This is a genomic window from Nocardiopsis sp. iso_238, from assembly GCF_056173325.1.
The window spans coordinates 1,889,298-1,906,309 of sequence record NZ_CM149668.1 but is presented as its reverse complement, the minus strand read 5'-3'; the positions used below and the strand labels follow the sequence as shown (position 1 = coordinate 1,906,309).

14 protein-coding genes and 1 tRNA gene are annotated in these 17,012 nt (G+C 72.2%); 10 read left to right on the top strand and 5 right to left on the bottom strand.

Going from position 1 to position 17,012, the window contains the following annotated elements:
* Positions 1-37: 37 nt before the first annotated feature.
* The gene (locus tag AC0VYL_RS08515; RefSeq protein ID WP_475460939.1) at positions 38-328 is read left to right on the top strand and encodes a metal-sensitive transcriptional regulator; all 291 of its coding nucleotides are present in this window, start codon (positions 38-40) and stop codon (positions 326-328) included.
* 71 nt (positions 329-399) lie between these two features.
* Positions 400-1,125 (top strand): metal-sensitive transcriptional repressor family protein, encoded by a 726-nt coding sequence (locus AC0VYL_RS08510; protein ID WP_475482816.1) that lies wholly within the window; start codon positions 400-402, stop codon positions 1,123-1,125.
* Here AC0VYL_RS08510 and AC0VYL_RS08505 read toward each other — a convergent pair.
* Positions 1,110-2,486: an NAD(P)/FAD-dependent oxidoreductase gene (locus AC0VYL_RS08505; RefSeq protein WP_475460936.1), complete on the bottom strand. Its 1,377-nt coding sequence runs from the start codon at positions 2,484-2,486 to the stop codon at positions 1,110-1,112. The genes AC0VYL_RS08510 and AC0VYL_RS08505 overlap by 16 nt on opposite strands.
* A gap of 302 nt (positions 2,487-2,788) precedes the next feature.
* On the opposite strand from AC0VYL_RS08505, the gene AC0VYL_RS08500 reads away from it, so the two are divergent.
* Positions 2,789-3,322, top strand: coding sequence for a hypothetical protein (locus AC0VYL_RS08500; protein WP_475482815.1), 534 nt, complete (start codon positions 2,789-2,791; stop codon positions 3,320-3,322).
* A gap of 68 nt (positions 3,323-3,390) precedes the next feature.
* On the opposite strand, the gene AC0VYL_RS08495 is transcribed toward AC0VYL_RS08500, so the two are convergent.
* Complete coding sequence (locus AC0VYL_RS08495; protein WP_475482814.1) at positions 3,391-4,854, bottom strand: catalase; 1,464 nt, start codon at positions 4,852-4,854, stop codon at positions 3,391-3,393.
* A 107-nt stretch (positions 4,855-4,961) separates the two neighbouring features.
* Entirely contained in the window at positions 4,962-5,567 is a 606-nt protein-coding gene (locus AC0VYL_RS08490) for an SACE_7040 family transcriptional regulator (RefSeq protein WP_475460930.1), read from the bottom strand.
* Between the two features lie 136 nt (positions 5,568-5,703).
* Here AC0VYL_RS08490 and AC0VYL_RS08485 point away from each other — a divergent pair, with 136 nt between their 5' ends.
* From AC0VYL_RS08485 to AC0VYL_RS08460, 6 genes are all read left to right on the top strand, one after another.
* Positions 5,704-7,314: a carboxyl transferase domain-containing protein gene (locus AC0VYL_RS08485; RefSeq protein WP_475462979.1), complete on the top strand. Its 1,611-nt coding sequence runs from the start codon at positions 5,704-5,706 to the stop codon at positions 7,312-7,314.
* 7 nt (positions 7,315-7,321) lie between these two features.
* Entirely contained in the window at positions 7,322-9,415 is a 2,094-nt protein-coding gene (locus tag AC0VYL_RS08480; protein ID WP_475482813.1) for an acetyl/propionyl/methylcrotonyl-CoA carboxylase subunit alpha, read from the top strand.
* A complete protein-coding gene (locus tag AC0VYL_RS08475) occupies positions 9,412-10,569 on the top strand; it encodes an acyl-CoA dehydrogenase family protein (protein ID WP_110048150.1) in 1,158 nt (385 codons plus the stop codon). Before AC0VYL_RS08480 ends, AC0VYL_RS08475 begins: the two co-directional genes overlap by 4 nt.
* A 284-nt stretch (positions 10,570-10,853) precedes the next feature.
* Entirely contained in the window at positions 10,854-12,401 is a 1,548-nt protein-coding gene (locus tag AC0VYL_RS08470) for a serine/threonine-protein kinase (RefSeq protein WP_475482812.1), read from the top strand.
* 443 nt (positions 12,402-12,844) lie between these two features.
* On the top strand, positions 12,845-13,531 hold the full coding sequence (locus AC0VYL_RS08465; protein WP_475482811.1) for a hypothetical protein: 687 nt from the start codon (positions 12,845-12,847) through the stop codon (positions 13,529-13,531).
* Positions 13,532-13,642: 111 nt separating this feature from the next.
* Entirely contained in the window at positions 13,643-13,804 is a 162-nt protein-coding gene (locus AC0VYL_RS08460) for a hypothetical protein (protein WP_475460920.1), read from the top strand.
* A gap of 95 nt (positions 13,805-13,899) precedes the next feature.
* Here AC0VYL_RS08460 and thrS read toward each other — a convergent pair whose 3' ends face one another.
* Entirely contained in the window at positions 13,900-15,876 is a 1,977-nt protein-coding gene (thrS, locus tag AC0VYL_RS08455; protein ID WP_475482810.1) for a threonine--tRNA ligase, read from the bottom strand.
* Between the two features lie 557 nt (positions 15,877-16,433).
* Between thrS and AC0VYL_RS08450 the strand changes: the two genes are divergently transcribed.
* Positions 16,434-16,739 carry a PGPGW domain-containing protein gene (locus AC0VYL_RS08450; RefSeq protein WP_475460916.1) on the top strand — a complete coding sequence of 102 codons (306 nt, stop codon included), beginning with the start codon at positions 16,434-16,436 and terminating at the stop codon, positions 16,737-16,739.
* A gap of 147 nt (positions 16,740-16,886) precedes the next feature.
* Here AC0VYL_RS08450 and AC0VYL_RS08445 read toward each other — a convergent pair.
* A tRNA-Val gene (locus tag AC0VYL_RS08445) sits at positions 16,887-16,960 on the bottom strand.
* Positions 16,961-17,012: the final 52 nt, after the last annotated feature.

Here is a 17,012-nt window from a genome sequence, read left to right as displayed (position 1 = left end):
TATGGCAGCTGAGCAGGAACAACACGGAGACGGTGGCATGGCGGCGAACCACGGTTACAGCAACGACAAGCAGAGCCACATCAACCGGCTCCGCCGTATCGAGGGTCAGATCCGGGGTCTCCAGCGGATGGTCGAGGACGACCAGTACTGCATCGACATCCTCACCCAGACCTCCGCCGTCAACAAGGCGCTGCGCTCCTTCGCCCTGTCCATGCTGGACGAGCACCTGAAGCACTGCGTGGCGCACGCCGTGGCCAACGGCGGCGACGAGGCCGAGGAGAAGGTCCGCGAGGCCTCCGACGCGATCGCCCGCCTGGTCCGTTCCTGACCGGCGGCCCCACCGCGACCGGACCCGGCCCACCGGCCGCCCGCGCGCCGCACCAGGGCTAACGTACCGGTATGTCCCCCGAACATCCCCCTGAACACCCTCCCGGTCGAACCCTCGGGGGAGGTTCCGCCGACCCCCGGGCCACTGAGGAGAACGGGCACGCCCGCGCGCTGGAACGCCGTCTGGCGCTGCCGGTCCTGTTCTGCGCGGTGGTCTCCGTCCCGGCGGTCTTCCTCGGCATGTGGGGCGAGGGCCGGTGGGCCGAGTTCGGGAACCGGCTCAACTGGCTGGCCGGGCTGGTCCTGTGGGCGGAGTGGATCCTGCTCATCGCGCTGGCCGAGAACCGACTCGGCTGGTTGCGCACCCACAGGTGGAGCACGTTCGTGGCGGCGGTGACGCTGCCCGCCGTGGTCTTCGCGCTCGGGCCGGCCCAGGTCCTGCGCCTGGTGCGCACCGCCGGAACCCTGCGCCTGCTCCGTGTCACCCGGATCATCGAGGCCGGCGGCGTCCTGCGCCGCCGGATGGGACTGACCGGGACGCGCGGAACGGTGGTGGCCGCGGCCACCACCGCCCTGTCCGCCGTGTTCGTCGCCGCGGTCCTGGCCGATCCGACCTCGACCAGCCGCCGGTACGCGGAGTCACTGCTGTCCGACGCGGGCCCCTGGCCGATCGCCCTGGCGGTCGTTGTCCTCGCGGGCGCCACCGCGCTCGTGGTCGTCCGCCGCCGACGCGGGACCCGCCTCCCCTCCCCCGCCGACGGCGGCGGCCGGAGCGGCGCCGATCAGTCCTCGCCGTAGCGCTCCCGCTCGTTGTCGAGCAGGCGGGCGCCCTCGGAACGCGAGGAGCCCTCGTCCAGGTAGTCGACGGCCTCGTTGGCCACGAACGACGACGGGCGTCCGTCGTCCGCGAACCCCATCCGGGACACCTCGCTGCCGAGGAAGGCGCGGATGCCCCAGTTGGCGACGATCCGGGCCCGCGCGGTCCCGGACGGGACCGAGGCCACGTGGTAGCCGCGCGTGGCTGCCAGGGCGGGCAGACCGCTCAGGTCGAACTGCATGATCCTGGCCAGCGCGTCGCGTCCGCTCAGGTCCACGACCAGCCCCATGTCCCGGTGGCGGAACTCCTTCAGCGGCCTGCCGAGCACCGAGTTGACCACGTTCTCGGCGACCGTGGTGGCCTGCCTGCTGGCGTACTGGGCGGTGGGCGGGCAGTAGGCGCTGTCGGTGTGCGAGAGGTTGGGCACCGCGGCGGCGTCACCGATCGCGAACACGTCGGGCAGCCCGGGCACCGCCAGGTCGGTTCCGACCTCCAGCCGCCCGGCCTGGGTCGGTTTGCCGAGGGTCTCCATCAGCGGGCTGGGCGTGATCCCCGCCGTCCAGATGAGGGTGCGGCACGGCAGGGCGCGGCCGTCGGTGAGCACCACCTTGTCGGCGGTCACCTCCCGGACGCTGACCTTCATCTTGACCTCGATGCCGAGGCCTCGGAGCAGGTCGACGGCCTTGCGGCCGAGCCGGTCCCCGAGCTGGGGCAGGACCTTCGGCGCGATGTCGACAAGGTGCCAGCGGATGACCGAGCGGAGCTCGGGGTAGCGCTGGGCCGCCTCCTGGCAGAGCCGCATGAGCGACGCCGCGGTCTCCACACCGGTGTAGCCGCCGCCGACCACGACGAACCGGCAGCGCTCCTCCCGTTCGACCGGGTCGCGTGAGTCGTTGGCCAGTTCCAGCTGGGAGAGGACGTGGTCGCGCAGCAGCACCGCCTCGGCCAGGGTCTTCGCGCCGTAGGCGTGCTCGGTCAGGCCGGGGATGTCGAACTCCCTGGTCATGGAGCCCGGGGCGAGGACGAGCCGGTCGTAGCGGCAGGGCGCGAGTTCGCCGGTGGGCCGCCGCACGACCACCGTGCGGTCACGGGTGTCCACCCCGACGGCGTGGCCGGGGACGAGCCGGGTCTGCTTGGTGAGCCGGTGCACCGACATGACGACCGACTGCGGGGTGAGCAGCCCCGAGGCCACCTGTGGCAGCAGCGGACTGTAGAGCATGTAGTCGTGCGGAGCCACGAGGGCGATGTCCGCCGCTCCCGTGGGGATGCGTCGTTCCAGGTGACGGATGGTGTGGAAACCACCGAAACCCGATCCGACCACCACGATTCGAGGCCGAGACATAGGTACACCGCTCCTTCTTCGGGTCGGGGGCGGGACGCCTGCGCGTCTGTGGGCCGTCGATCGCGGGCGTACCCACTTCACCGCTGCCGAATGTACGGGGACGGTGATCGATTGCCCTCGCTCCCACACGAGTCGTTCCGGGGTCTTTGTCCGCCATTGGCACTTCCCCGGAAAGGCATACGCGGACTTCACGGGGGCAAGACCCACCTTTGGCGTTCTGACCCTGAGACTAGGTGACTATGTGTGGTCGTGCACTTACGGAACGTGCTGACCCGTGTCGCAGAGAGGGGCAAGGAACGCGTATGCGTGCCTTCACCAGGATCACCACCGCAGCGGTACTGGCCGGGGGACTGACCGTCGTCGGCGTCGGAGCGGCCCAGGCCGACCCGAAGGACGAGGTCGCCCAGCCCGCGGGGGAGGTCGCCCAGCCCGTGGAGGAGGTCGCTCAGCCGGCCGAGGAGGCCGCCCAGCCCGCTGGCGAGGCCGCCCAGCCCGTGGAGGAGGCCGCCGGTTCCGCCGACAGCCTCTCCCCTGCGGCGGAGGCGCTGCTCGCGGACCCCGCGGTCCAGGAGCTCCTGGCCGACGAGGAGGCCGTCGCGCTGCTCAGCGACGCCGACTCCCTGAAGACGATCCAGGCGCTCATGGAGCTGGAGGACCCGGCGGCCGCCCTGCAGGCGCTGGAGCTCCCGGCCGCGACCGACAACCTTCCCGTCAGCGCGGAGGAGGCCCCGGTCGCCACCGACGAGGTCACCGGCCAGCTCCCGGCGGAGGCCCCGGGCACCGCTGACGTCACCCAGCCGGTGGAGGACGCCGTGGGCGGCGTCGCCCTCCCGTAGGGACGGACGCGGCGCGAAGGGGGCGGGTGGTCGTGGCCACCCGCCCCCTTCGCCGTACGCCCCGGCGGTCAGCCGCCGTTGACCCCCTCGGCCACACGGGCACCGATCCCGGGGTCGATGTCCCTCCAGTACTTCAGGGCGCGCTGGAGGACGGCCTCGTCGTTGACCGCGCTCACGTGGCCGACGATGTTGGAGACCAGACGGTCCCGGGCGGCGTCGTCCATGACGTCGCGGATCAGTGCGCGCGGCTGGGAGACGTCGTCGTCCTCGCGCAGCCGGTAGGCCTCCCGGACCATCTCGGAGGCCTCCACCTTCCACCCGGCCTCCTCCACTCCCTGCTGGCGCTCCGCGTCGGGCCCGCCGTAGGAGTTCGGGTGGTAGACCTGCCCGGTGTCGGGGGCGTAGTGGCGCATCGCCCCGTCCTTGCCGTAGGAGCGCACCGGCGCGTGCGGCCGGTTGGGCGGGAGCTCGTCGTAGTTGACCCCGATCCGGTAGCGGTGGGTGTCGGGGTAGGAGAACATGCGGCCCAGCAGCATCTTGTCCGGGGAGGCGCCGGTGCCGGGCACCATGTTGGACGGCTCGAAGGCGGCCTGCTCGATGTGGATGAAGTGGTTGTCCGGGTTGCGGTCCAGGGTCATCCGCCCGACCTCGATCAGCGGGTAGTCGCCCTTGGGCCACACCTTGGTGAGGTCGAAGGGGTTGTACCGGTAGTCCGCCGCCTCGTCGATCGGCATGATCTGCATGCTCAGCGTCCACGAGGGGTGGTCACCGCGCTCGATCGCCTCGAACAGGTCGCGGCGGTGGTGGTCGGCGTCCTCACCCGCCATGCGGTCCGACTCCTCCTGCGTGAGGAAGTCGTTGCCCTGGTCGGTGCGGAAGTGGTACTTGACCCAGAAGCGCTGCCCCTTGGCGTTGATCCACTGGTAGGTGTGCGAGCTGAACCCGTCCATGTTGCGCCAGGTCCGCGGGACGCCCCGGTCGCCCATGAGCCAGGTGACCTGGTGCGAGGTCTCCGGGGACAGCGACCAGAAGTCCCACTGCATGGTGTTGTCGCGCAGGCCGGTGCGCGGGTCGCGCTTCTGGGACCGGATGAAGTCCTGGAACTTCTGGGGGTCGCGGACGAAGAAGACCGGCGTGTTGTTGCCGACCATGTCGAAGTTGCCCTCGCGGGTGTAGAACTTCAACGCGAACCCGCGCGGGTCGCGCCAGGTGTCCGGGCTGCCCATCTCCCCGGCCACCGTGGAGAAGCGGGCGAGCATCGGGGTCCGGCGACCGGGCTGGAAGAGGTCGGCGCAGGTGTACTGGCTGACGTCGTTGGTCACCTGGAAGGTGCCGTAGGCACCGCTGCCCTTGGCGTGCACGACCCGCTCCGGCACCCGCTCGCGGTTGAAGTGCGCCATCTTCTCGACAAGGTAGGCGTCGTGGAGGACGATGGGGCCGTCACTGCCCACACTCAGTGAGTGCTCGTCGCTGGGCGCGGGGATTCCCGCGTTGGTTGTGGTGCGCTCGGACTCCGGTCGCTTGTCGACCATGAACGATCTCCCCTTGTGGAAGTAGACGCGCGCGTCCCGGATGTCGGGTCCGGGAGACTCGTGCGCGGGTCTACCCGAGGGCAGGTCAAGACATGTGCCGCGGAGACTCAACTCACCCTTGGGGCGGGGTCCTCGGCGAGCAGCGCGGCGGAGCCCATCCGCAGGAGCAGCGCGGACATCGCGCCCCGGGAGAGCGGGCCCCGGCTGTGCGGGGTCGAGTTGAGCAGCCCGAACGCGGCGTGCACCGAGGCCCGCAGGTCGGCGCGCGGGGACGCGGGGCGCAGCTCGGAGAGGACGGCCACCCACTCCTCCACGTAGCCCCTCTGGAGACGGCGGACCCGGCGGCGGTCGTCGTCGGTGAGGTTGACCAGCTCGCGGTCGTGCACGGTGATGAGGTCCGGCTCCCCCAGGGAGAACTCGATGTGGCCGCGCAGCAGGGCCTCCAGGGCCTCCTCGGGGCCGTCCGCCCCGGTGACGAGTTCGCGCCCGCGCCGGGCGAGGCGCTCGCTGATGTCCACGAGGACCTCCCCGAGCAGCGCCTCCTTGCCCGGGAAGTGCCGGTAGAGCGCGGGCCCGGTGGTGCCGACGGCGCGCCCGAGGTCGTCGATGGTCACGCCCCGGTAGCCGTGCGCGGCGAAGAGCCGGGCCGCCGCGCCCAGGATCGCCGTTCTCCGCTCGCCCGTGGGCCGCTGCCCCTGGGTTCCCGTCGCCATCCGACCACCTCTCGCCGCCCGTCCGCGTGGCCCGTTCCACCCGGACCCTGGACACCCATGTTAGTAGTTACTAACATCACTCCTGTTAGTGAGCATTAACATCCCTCCACGAGAGGACACCATGAGCAGGGCACCTGTGCTCGGTTCGGCGGTCGACACCGCCGGTCCCGCGTTCGCCGCCAACGACGCCGCGAACCGCGCGCTCGCGCTGGAGCTGCGGGGGCGGATCGCGACCGCGGCCCTCGGCGGCCCCGAGAAGACCAGGGCGCGCCACGTCGAGCGCGGCAAACTCCTCCCCCGCGACCGCGTCGACCTCCTCCTGGACCCCGGCTCCCCGTTCCTGGAGATCGCCCCGCTGGCCGCCTACGGCCTCTACGGCAGGGACGGCCAGGACGCCCCCGGGGCCGGGATGATCGCCGGGATCGGCCGCGTGGCCGGGCGCGCCACCGTGGTGGTGGCCAACGACGCCACCGTCAAGGGCGGCAGCTACTACCCGATGACGGTCAAGAAGCACCTGCGCGCCCAGGAGGTGGCGCTGCACAACCGCCTCCCCTGCGTGTACCTGGCCGACTCCGGCGGGGCCTTCCTGCCCATGCAGGACGACGTCTTCCCCGACCGCGAGCACTTCGGCCGCATCTTCTACAACCAGGCCACCATGTCCCGGGCGGGCATCCCGCAGATCGCGGCGGTGCTGGGCTCGTGCACGGCGGGCGGCGCCTACGTCCCGGCGATGAGCGACGAGGCGGTGATCGTCCGCGAGCAGGGCACGATCTTCCTCGGCGGCCCACCCCTGGTGAAGGCGGCCACGGGCGAGGTCGTCACCGCCGAGGAGCTGGGCGGCGGCGACCTGCACTCGCGGGTCTCCGGGGTCACCGACCACCTCGCGGACGACGACGCCGACGCCCTCACCAAGGTGCGGCGGATCGTCGACACCCTCGGCCCGCTGGACCCCCCGGCCTGGGAGACGCGCGCCCCGCGCCCGCCCGCGCTCGACCCCGGCGAGCTCTACGGGGTGGTCCCCGCCGACACCCGCACCCCCTACGACGTGCGCGAGGTCATCGGCCGCGTCGTGGACGGCAGCGAGTTCACCGAGTTCAAGTCCGAGTACGGCACCACCCTGGTCACCGGGTTCGCGCACGTCAACGGCCACCCCGTGGGGATCGTCGCCAACAACGGCATCCTGTTCGCGGAGTCCGCCCTCAAGGGCGCGCACTTCATCGAGCTGTGCGACCGCCGCTCCATCCCACTGGTCTTCCTCCAGAACATCTCCGGGTTCATGGTCGGCCGCGACTACGAGGCGGGGGGCATCGCCAAGCACGGCGCGAAGATGGTCACCGCCGTGGCCTGCGCCCGCGTCCCCAAGTTCACCGTGGTCATCGGCGGGTCCTTCGGCGCGGGCAACTACTCGATGTGCGGCCGCGCCTACTCGCCCCGCTTCCTGTGGATGTGGCCCAACGCCCGCATCTCGGTGATGGGCGGGGAACAGGCCGCCTCGGTGCTGTCCACCGTGCGCCGCGACCAGATGGCGGCGCGCGGCGAGGAGTGGTCGGCCGAGGACGAGGAGGCCTTCAAGGCGCCCGTCCGCGACCAGTACGAGGAGCAGGGCAGCCCGTACTACTCCACCGCCCGCCTGTGGGACGACGGGGTCATCGACCCCGCCGACACCCGCGACGTGCTCGCCATGGCCCTGTCCGCCGCCCGCCACGCGCCCCTGGAGCCGGTCGGCTACGGCGTCTTCCGGATGTGAGGAACCCTTGACCACCACACCACACACCACCGCGCCGGGCGGGGGCGCCGCGCGCGTCCTGGTCGCCAACCGGGGCGAGATCGCGCTGCGCGTCATCCGCACCCTGCGCCGCATGGGCGTCAGCCCGGCCGCCGTGTACACCGACGCCGACACCGGGGCGCCGCACACCCTCGCCGCCGACGTGGCGCTGCGGGTGGACCACTACCTCGACGCCGACGGGATCGTCGCCCTGGCGCTGGAGTGCGGGGCCACCGGGGTGCACCCCGGGTACGGGTTCCTGTCCGAGAACGCCGGGTTCGCCCGCGCCTGCGTGGACGCCGGGCTGGTCTTCGTGGGCCCGCCCGCCTCCGCGATCGAGGCCATGGGAGACAAGATCCGCGCCAAGGACACCGTGGCCGCCGCGGGTGTGCCGGTACTCGGCGGGTTCACCGAGAAGCCCGGCCAGCCCATGGACGACGGCGACCTGCTGCGCGCCGCCGAGGAGACCGGCTACCCGCTGCTGATCAAGCCCTCCGCCGGGGGCGGCGGCAAGGGCATGCGGGAGGTGCGCTCCGCCGACACCCTGGTCGCGGACGCCGCGGCCGCCCGCCGTGAGGCAACGGCCTCCTTCAGAGACGCGACCCTGCTCGTGGAGAAGCTGGTCCAGCGGCCGCGCCACATCGAGGTGCAGGTCCTGGCCGACGGCCACGGCAACGTCCTGCACCTGGGTGAGCGCGAGTGCAGCCTCCAGCGCCGCCACCAGAAGGTGGTGGAGGAGGCCCCCTCCCCGCTGCTCACCGACGAGCAGCGCTCCGCCATGGGCGAGGCCGCCGTGGCGGCCGCCCGTTCCTGCGGGTACGTGGGCGCGGGCACGGTGGAGTTCATCGCGGAGACCGGCCCCGACGGGGAGCTGTCCTACTCCTTCCTGGAGATGAACACGCGCCTCCAGGTGGAGCACCCGGTCACCGAGGAGGTCGTGGCCGTGCGCGGCGAACGCGGCGTCGACCTGGTGGAGCTCCAGATGCGCGTGGCCTACGGGGAGGCGCTGCCCTTCACCCAGGAGGACGTCTCCTGGGTCGGGCACGCCGTCGAGGCCCGCGTCTACGCCGAGGACGCCGACCGGGGCTTCCTGCCCTCGGGCGGGCCGATCCTCCTCCTGGAGGAGCCCTCCGGCCCCCACGTGCGCGTGGACTCGGGGATCGCCCAGGGCGGGGCGGTGACCTCGGACTTCGACCCCATGCTGGCCAAGGTCATCACCTGGGGCGCGGACCGGGGCGAGGCGCTGCGGCGGATGGACGCGGCCCTGGCCGCCCACACGCTCCTCGGTTGCGTGACCAACACCGCCTACCTGCGGCGGCTGTTGCGCCACCCCCGCGTCGCCGCCGGTGACCTGAGCACCGACCTCATCGCCACCGACCCCCCGGAGAGCGCCCCCGACCGGCTCCCCGCCGTGTACACGGCGGCCGCCCTGGACCACCAGCTGGACCTGGAGGGCCCGCCGGGCCCCGACCGGTTCGCCGTGCCGGACGGCTGGCGGATGGGCGGCCCGGCCTGGACGCCGTGGCGTCTGCGCGCGCCCGGGCACGACGCCACCGTGGTGCGGGTCCGGCGCGACGGCGCCGCCGGGCACTACCTGGTCCAGCTCGGGGACGGGTCCCCCGTCGCGCTGCGCGCCCACCGCTCGGCGGACGGGACCCGGCTCACCGTCACCGACTCCACCGGGACCGTCACCTACGCCCGCGCCGACGACCCGGGCACCGACCACCGCTGGCTGGGGGTCGGCGGCGCCGCGTGGAGCCTGCACGAGGAGCCCGTGGCCGCCGCCCTGCGCGAGGACGACGCCGCCGCCGACGGGACGGTGCGCAGCCCCATGCCGGGCACGGTGCTCGACGTCCCGGTCGCGGTGGGCCAGGAGGTCACCGCCGGGACCACCCTCGCCGTGGTCGAGGCGATGAAGATGGAGCACTCCGTGCCCTCACCCGTAGACGGGACCGTCGCCTCCGTGGCGGTCCGTCCCGGGGTGTCGGTGCCCATGGACGCCGTCCTGGTCACCGTCGAACCCCTCTCCGCGTCGGCCGAGGACCCGGCCGACGCTCCGACCACCCCCGAGGAGCAGCGATGAACCGCCACGAACTCTCGACCGAGCACGCCGACCTCCGGGCCGCCGTGGAGACCTTCGCCCAGACCGAGGTCGCACCGGTGATCGGTGACTTCTACGAGCGGGGCGCCTTCCCGTACGACATCGTCGCCAAGATGGGCCAGATGGGCCTGTTCGGGCTGCCGTTCCCCGAGGAGCACGGCGGCATGGGCGGTGACTACTTCGCCCTGTGCCTGGCTCTGGAGGAGCTGGCCCGGGTGGACTCCTCCGTGGCCATCACCCTGGAGGCCGGGGTGTCGCTGGGCGCGATGCCGATCCACCGCTTCGGCACCGAGGAGCAGAAGAAGACCTACCTGCCCAGGCTCACCTCGGGCGAGGCCCTGGGCGCCTTCGGACTGACCGAACCGGACGGCGGCTCCGACGCCGGGGCGACCAGGACCACGGCCCGTCTGGAGGACGGCGAGTGGGTGATCAACGGGACCAAGTCGTTCATCACCAACTCGGGTACGGACATCACGGCCCTGGTCACGGTGACCGCCGTGACCGGCAGGCGCGAGGACGGGCGGCCGGAGATCTCGTCGATCCTCGTGCCCAGCGGCACCCCCGGTTTCTCCGTGGGCCAGAAGTACTCGAAGGTCGGCTGGAACGCCTCGGACACCAACGAGCTGGTCTTCGAGGACTGCCGGGTGCCCGAGGCCAACCTGGTCGGTGAGCGCGGCCGGGGCTACGCCCAGTTCCTGCGCATCCTGGACGAGGGCCGTATCGCCATCGCGGCGCTCTCGGTGGGCCTGGCGCAGGGCTGTGTGGACGAGAGCGTGCGCTACGCCCACCAGCGGCAGGCCTTCGGCAACAGCATCGGCCGGTACCAGGCGATCCAGTTCAAGATCGCGGAGATGGAGGCCCGCGCGTACGGCGCCCGCCTGGCCTACTACGACGCGGCCTCACGGATGCTCGCCGGTGAGCCCTTCAAGAAGGAGGCGGCCATCGCGAAGCTGATCGCCTCGAACGCGGCGATGGACAACGCCCGCGACGCCACGCAGGTCTTCGGCGGCTACGGCTTCATGAACGACTACGCCGTGGGCCGTTTCTACCGGGACGCCAAGATCCTGGAGATCGGTGAGGGCACCAGCGAGGTGCAGAAGATGCTCATCGCCCGCGAACTCGGCCTGCCCGCGTAGCCGCCCCGATCCGCGGCCCCGGGGACAACGGCGTCCCCGGGGCCGTGTTCCCGTGTCCCGGGGCCGAACCTTTCGAGGTTCCGGCGCGTCAACCGTGCTGGAGCCCCTTCGTGTGTGACCACCCCGTCACTGGGAGAATGGGGCCCGCCATCGGACCCCCTACCCCCGAGGTTTCGACACCGTGCCACCCCCTCCCTCCGTCGGCTCCCTGTCCTCCGGGCCGCCCCAGCTGACCCCGACCGACGGTCCCGGGCGAACCGGCGCTCCCGGGCGGGAGGAGCGGGATGGGTAGGCCCGGGGACGCGGCCGTGCGGCCCCTGAGCGCCCACGACCCCGGGCGGCTGGGCCCGCACCGCCTGGTGGGACGGTTGGGCTCCGGGGGGATGGGCACCGTCTACCTGGCACGTCCCCTCTTCGGCTCCCCCGTCGCGGTCAAGGCCGTGCACCCCGAACTGGCGGACGAACCCGAGTTCCGGTCCCGGTTCGCCAGGGAGGTCGACACCCTGAGCCGGGTCCGCAGCCCGTTCGTCCCCGCCTTCGCGGGCGCCGATCCACGGGCCGAGGTCCCCTGGCTGGCCACCGCGTACGTGGACGGGCCCACACTCAGGGAGCAGGTGGAGCGGCGCGGCCCCCTGCGCGGAGGCACCCTGACCGGGCTCGCCGCCGGGATGGCCTCCGCCCTGGCCGACATCCACGCCGCCGGGGTCGTCCACCGCGACCTCAAACCGAGCAACGTCATCCTCTCCCCCGACGGTCCGAGGGTCCTGGACTTCGGTATCGCCCGCACCCTGGACGGCACCGCCCACCCCGGGTTCGCCGGCGTGATGGGCACCCCGGGCTGGATCGCCCCCGAACGCCTCCGGGGCGCGCCCGCCACGACCGCCTCGGACGTGTTCGCCTGGGGACAGCTGACCGCCTACGCGGCGACCGGACGCAACCCCTTCGGGCCCGGGAGCCCCGAGGCCGTCGTGCGGCGGGTGATGCGCGGTGAGGCCGACCTGGACGGCGTGCCCCCGGAACTGCTGCCGCTGGTGCACGCGTCCGTGAGCCCCCTGCCGGGGTACCGGCCGACACCGCACGAGATCCTGGGTGTCCTGGGCGACGGCCGCGGGGTACCGGACGCCGGGGGCGTGGCCACCCGCATCATGCGCGACGAGTGGTCCTCCCCCGGCCCCGTGGTCGCCGGGGCGCCGCGACACCGCCGAGTCCTGCGTCGGGGGGCGGCCGTCCTGGCGGTGGCCGCGCTCGTCACCGCGGGGGCGGTCGTGGGCGCGCGGCACGGCGGAGCGCAGCCCGACCGGATCGGGATGGCCGGGGCGGGCGGCGCCGGGGACGCGACGCCCGGGATCGGTGGCTGGCCCCCTCCCGAGGCGACCGACGCGGCGACCAACGCCGGAAGCCGCAGCGCGGTGGAGCCCCGGAGCGGAGCCCCGGGCGAGGACGACGACCGGGCCGGGTTCACCCTGGACGCACCCGGCGACGGTGGTACCACGGTCCTGGTCTCGCCTCCCGAGCGTTCCCCGTCCGGCACCCTGGTCTTCCAGGGCGCGTTCGTCGTCGGCCCGGAGGACGGGGAGGCGCACGGGTTCTCCGAGGAGCAGTTCAGCGTCCTCACCGAGGACGGGGAGTACTCCCCCGGCCGCTTCCCCACCGAGGGGGCCGACGACACCGGTGTCCGCTTCTCCGTGGCGTTCGAGGACGCCCCGGACACCGGTCTCCTCGTCGTCCGCGGGCACGGTTACGTCAGGGACGTGGCCGGAGCTCCGCCGGTCGGGGTCTGCTACAGCGTGACGGACGCGGAGTTCTCCGTCGACTACTCACGGTGCACGTGAGTTCCACGGCGGGCCGTCCCCCGAACGCGGTTGTCCCGGGGGCCCGCTGGCCGGTTCCGGACAGGCCCCCGACCGCGCCGCCGCGCGGGGTCGCGGGTCCGTCCGAGGTCGAGGCGCACACTCAGGGCCTGCGGAGCCGCACCCCGACACCCGCCCCGGCAGCGGTTCCGCGCGTTCGGGAACAGTTCACCGCCCTGGCCCCGGGGTCCCGCCGCCGGCGGCGCCGGGAGGGCGGGGAAGCGATGGTCACGGAGCGTGCGCGGACCCGAGCAGACGGGAGTACCGGCCCAAGGGGTGACAAGGGCCCTCCATCGGCACAGAATGGAGCCACACGGCCGGTGCGGGCCCCTTGAACCTCGGGCTCGCGGAGACCCGGCCCGCCACGGCGGGCCCGCCACGGGTCCCCCGGCCCCTCATCTTTTCCCCACCGGAGGAGACACCGGATGGAAGGCGCACTGTCCCTGATCGCCCTGGTCGCCGTCGTGGTGTCGGCCGGGGCCATCACGGTGGCCGCGCACTTTCGCAAGGAACGTGTCACCGAGCTCCAGGGGTGGGCCCGCGAGCACGGCTGGCACTACACCGAGCACCACCCGCGCCCCCTGGAGGAGGCGACCCTCCCGGCCGCCCTGCACGGCCGCGACCCGCGCGTGCGGCACGTGCTCACCGGACGGCGCGGCACCCACCTGGTCACCATGTTCGAGCTCACCCACGCCGAGCCGAACGCGCGGCGAGGCGCGGGGAGCCCCCGGCGCACCCACCGTGTCGTGGCCGTGCACACTCCGGGCCCGGGCGCGGACCTGGAGATCCGGCGGCGCGACCTGGCCCGCACCGTGTCCCTCGACGCCAGCGGCGGGCCGGAGGAGGTCCGCCGGGCGTTCGCGGAGGCCTTCCACACCGTCGGCTCCGACGACCGCTTCAGGGAGGCGGTCCTGGACCACGACACCGTCTCCTGGCTGCTCTCGGACTGCCGGTCCCGCTCCTTCCCGGTGCGCTTCACCGGCGGCCACGCCCTCACCTGGGCGACCCTGCGCCTGGACCCCGACCGCGCCCTCGCCGCGGCGGACTACCTGATCGAACTGGTCAGCGGAGTCCCCGCCCGGGCCTGGGCACACGACACCGCCGGTTCCTGATCGGTGCCGCCGGTCACCGCCGTGACCGTGTGCGCCGCCCCCGAGAGTGCGTCGCTGTCGGAAGGGGCCGATAAAATCCGGCGTACCCCAACGCACAAGGAGCAGTACCCCATGAGCGACCCCAACGCCACGCACCGCATCTCGCGCGCGGACCTGTTCCGTGACGACGAGGAGGAGGCCACTCCGGACCCCAACGCCACCGCGAAGATCTCCCGTGAGGACCTCTTCAAGGACGAGCAGAAGGACTCGAAGAGCCCGCGTGAGCGCGGCTGACCGGTCCCGCCCCGCCACGACGGAGCGCCCGCCCCCACACGGGGGACGGGCGCCCCTCTCGTCCTCGGGGGCGCGCACGCCCCGCGAAACGGCCCCTACGGGCGGCGCTCGCGGACGGCGGCGACGATCTCGGCCACCGCCTCGTCCACGGGCACACCGTTGTTCTGGGAACCGTCGCGGTAGCGGAAGGAGACCGCTTCCTTGCTGATGTCCTCGTCACCGGCCAGCAGCATGAAGGGGACCTTCTGCTTCTGGGCGTTGCGGATCTTCTTCTGCATCCGGTCGTCGCTGGCGTCGACCTCGACCCGGATCCCCTCCGCGCGCAGCTTGGCGGCGACCTCCTGGAGGTAGGGGACGTGCTCGTCCGCGATGGGGATGCCCACCGCCTGCACCGGGGCCAGCCAGGCCGGGAACGCTCCGGCGTAGTGCTCCAGCAGGACGGCGAAGAACCGCTCGATGGAGCCGAACAGGGCGCGGTGGATCATCACCGGACGCTGACGGGAGCCGTCGGCGGCGGTGTACTCCAGGTCGAAGCGCTCGGGCAGGTTGAAGTCCAGCTGGATGGTGGACATCTGCCAGGTGCGGCCGATGGCGTCCCTGGCCTGCACGGAGATCTTCGGGCCGTAGAAGGCGGCGCCGCCCGGGTCCAGGACCAGTTCGAGCCCCTGCTTCTCGGCGGCCTGGCGCAGGGTGTCGGTGGCCTCCTCCCAGCTGGCGTCGTCACCGACGTACTTCTCCGGGTCCTTGGTGGACAGCTCCAGGTAGAAGTCCTCCAGGCCGTAGTCACGCAGGAGCTCCAGCACGAAGGTGAGCAGCGAGTCGAGCTCGTCGGCCATCTGCTCGCGGGTGCAGTAGATGTGCGCGTCGTCCTGGGTGAAGCCCCGGGCGCGGGTCAGGCCGTGCACCACGCCGGACTTCTCGTACCGGTACACGGTGCCGAACTCGAACATGCGCAGCGGCAGCTCACGGTAGGAGCGCCCGCGCGCGTCGAAGATCAGGTTGTGCATCGGGCAGTTCATCGGCTTCAGGTAGTAGTCCTGACCGCCGTCGAGCTGCATGGGGGGGTACATGCCCTCCGCGTACCAGTCCAGGTGCCCCGACTTCTCGAACAGGGCGCTCTTGGTGGCGTGCGGCGAGTAGACGAACTCGTACCCGCTCTCCTCGTGGCGCTTGCGCGAGTAGTCCTCCATCACCCGGCGGATGATGCCGCCCCGGGGGTGGAAGACGGCCAGGCCGGAGCCGATCTCGTCCGGGATGGAGAAGAGGTCGAGCTCGGAGCCGAGCTTGCGGTGGTCGCGCTTCTCGGCCTCCTCCAGGAAGGCCAGGTACTCCTTGAGCCGGTCCTTGGTCTCCCAGGCGGTGCCGTAGACGCGCTGGAGCTGCGGGTTGGTCTCCTTGCCGCGCCAGTAGGCGGCGGCGGTGCGCATCAGCTTGAAGGCCGGGATCACCTTGGTGGTGGGGATGTGCGGCCCGCGGCACAGGTCCTTCCAGCACAGCTCGCCGGTGCGCGGGTGGACGTTGTCGTAGATGGTGAGCTCACCGGCGCCGACCTCGGCGGAGGCGCCCTCGGCGGCCTCGGCGGCGCCGCCCTTGAGGCCGATCAGCTCCAGCTTGTAGGGCTCGGTGGCCAGCTCGGCGCGGGCGTCGTCGTCGGAGACGGCGCGACGGTCGAAGCGCTGCCCCTGCTTGATGATCTGCTGCATCTTCTTCTCGATGCTCTTGAGATCGGCGGGGGTGAAGGGCTCGGCTACGTCGAAGTCGTAGTAGAAGCCGTTCTCGACGGGCGGGCCGATGCCCAGCTTGGCCTCGGGGAAGAGCTCCTGGACGGCCTGGGCGAGGACGTGCGCGGTGGAGTGGCGCAGGATCGCCCGCCCCTCCTCGGAGTCGATGGCGATCGGCTCGACGGCGTCGCCGTCGGAGAGCTCCCAGGCCAGGTCGCGGGGCTCCCCGTTGACCAGGGCGGCGATCACGGTCCTGCCGTCCGCCTCCAGCGCCTGGCCCGCGGTGGTCGTGGCCGCCACCGCACGCGGGGTTCCGGCGAGGGTGATGTGCAGCTCAGACGCGGCGGACACGGTGACTCCTAGGGATTTACGTCGATGTCGTGGACGCGAACCGGCCCGCGTGGGTACGGGGCCAGGTGTTTCGCACCCCCGATGCTATCGGCTCCGGGATGGGGGTGCTTCTGGTTGTCCACAGGCGGGCCGGGCCGATCCGTCGGGGCCGCCGGAACGAACACCACAGGGCGGAACAGTCGCGATTCGGTCGTGGAATTCGGCCGCCCCAACGGTCGCGGGCGAAGAGGTGACACGACCGCCGACCCGCGCTCTGACGAGGACGAACCCACGCACATCGGAAGGTTCTGTCATGGATCATCACGTTTTCAGGGGTTTCCCCACAGGCGTCGGAGGAACCATTGATCCGACCCGCGAGATCGGTGACAATCAGCAGACATCCGATCACGACGACCCAGTCCGACCCGAAAGCACCAGTCGCATCGACCGAATACTGTGAGCGCATGTCACCGAGCCCACCGAGCGGGCCACCGGCCCCGGAGACATCCCCCACTCGCCATGCCCGAGTACGACGGTGGAGGCGTCTGCGCGCACGGCTCCGCCTGTTCCGCAGACGCATGCACACCCACCCGGCCCTGCACCTGCCGTGGCGCCTCCTGGTCGGGACCGTGGGCACCGTCGTCATCCTGGCCGGGGTCGCCATGCTGGTCGTCCCCGGGCCCGGGATCGCCTCGATCCTCCTCGGACTCCTGATCCTCAGCACCGAGTTCCGCTGGGCGCACCGGCTGCTGAGGCCCGCGCGCGTGTGGGCCCGCCGGGGTGAGAAGTGGGCGCTGAGGACCAAGGAGCAGCTCCTCGAGCGCCACCGCGAGCGCAGGGCGGCCAGGGCCGCGCGCCGTGGGCGCGCCGCTCCCCCGGACTGACCCGAATGGGTGCGGACCTTTCCGGGACCGCACCACCTCCGAAACCCGTACGGGGACGCATACGCGCACGTTGCCCGAGCTTGACCCGACCAAAACAAAAAAAGAGGGGCCCGGTTCGTGCGATACGAACCGGGTCCCTCTGCACTGTGGGCGATACTGGACTCGAACCAGTGACCTCATCGGTGTGAACGATGCGCTCTAGCCAACTGAGCTAATCGCCCCTGTGTGCTGCCCTGTCGGGCCTCGTCGGCCTGACAAGAAAAACTCTAGCGC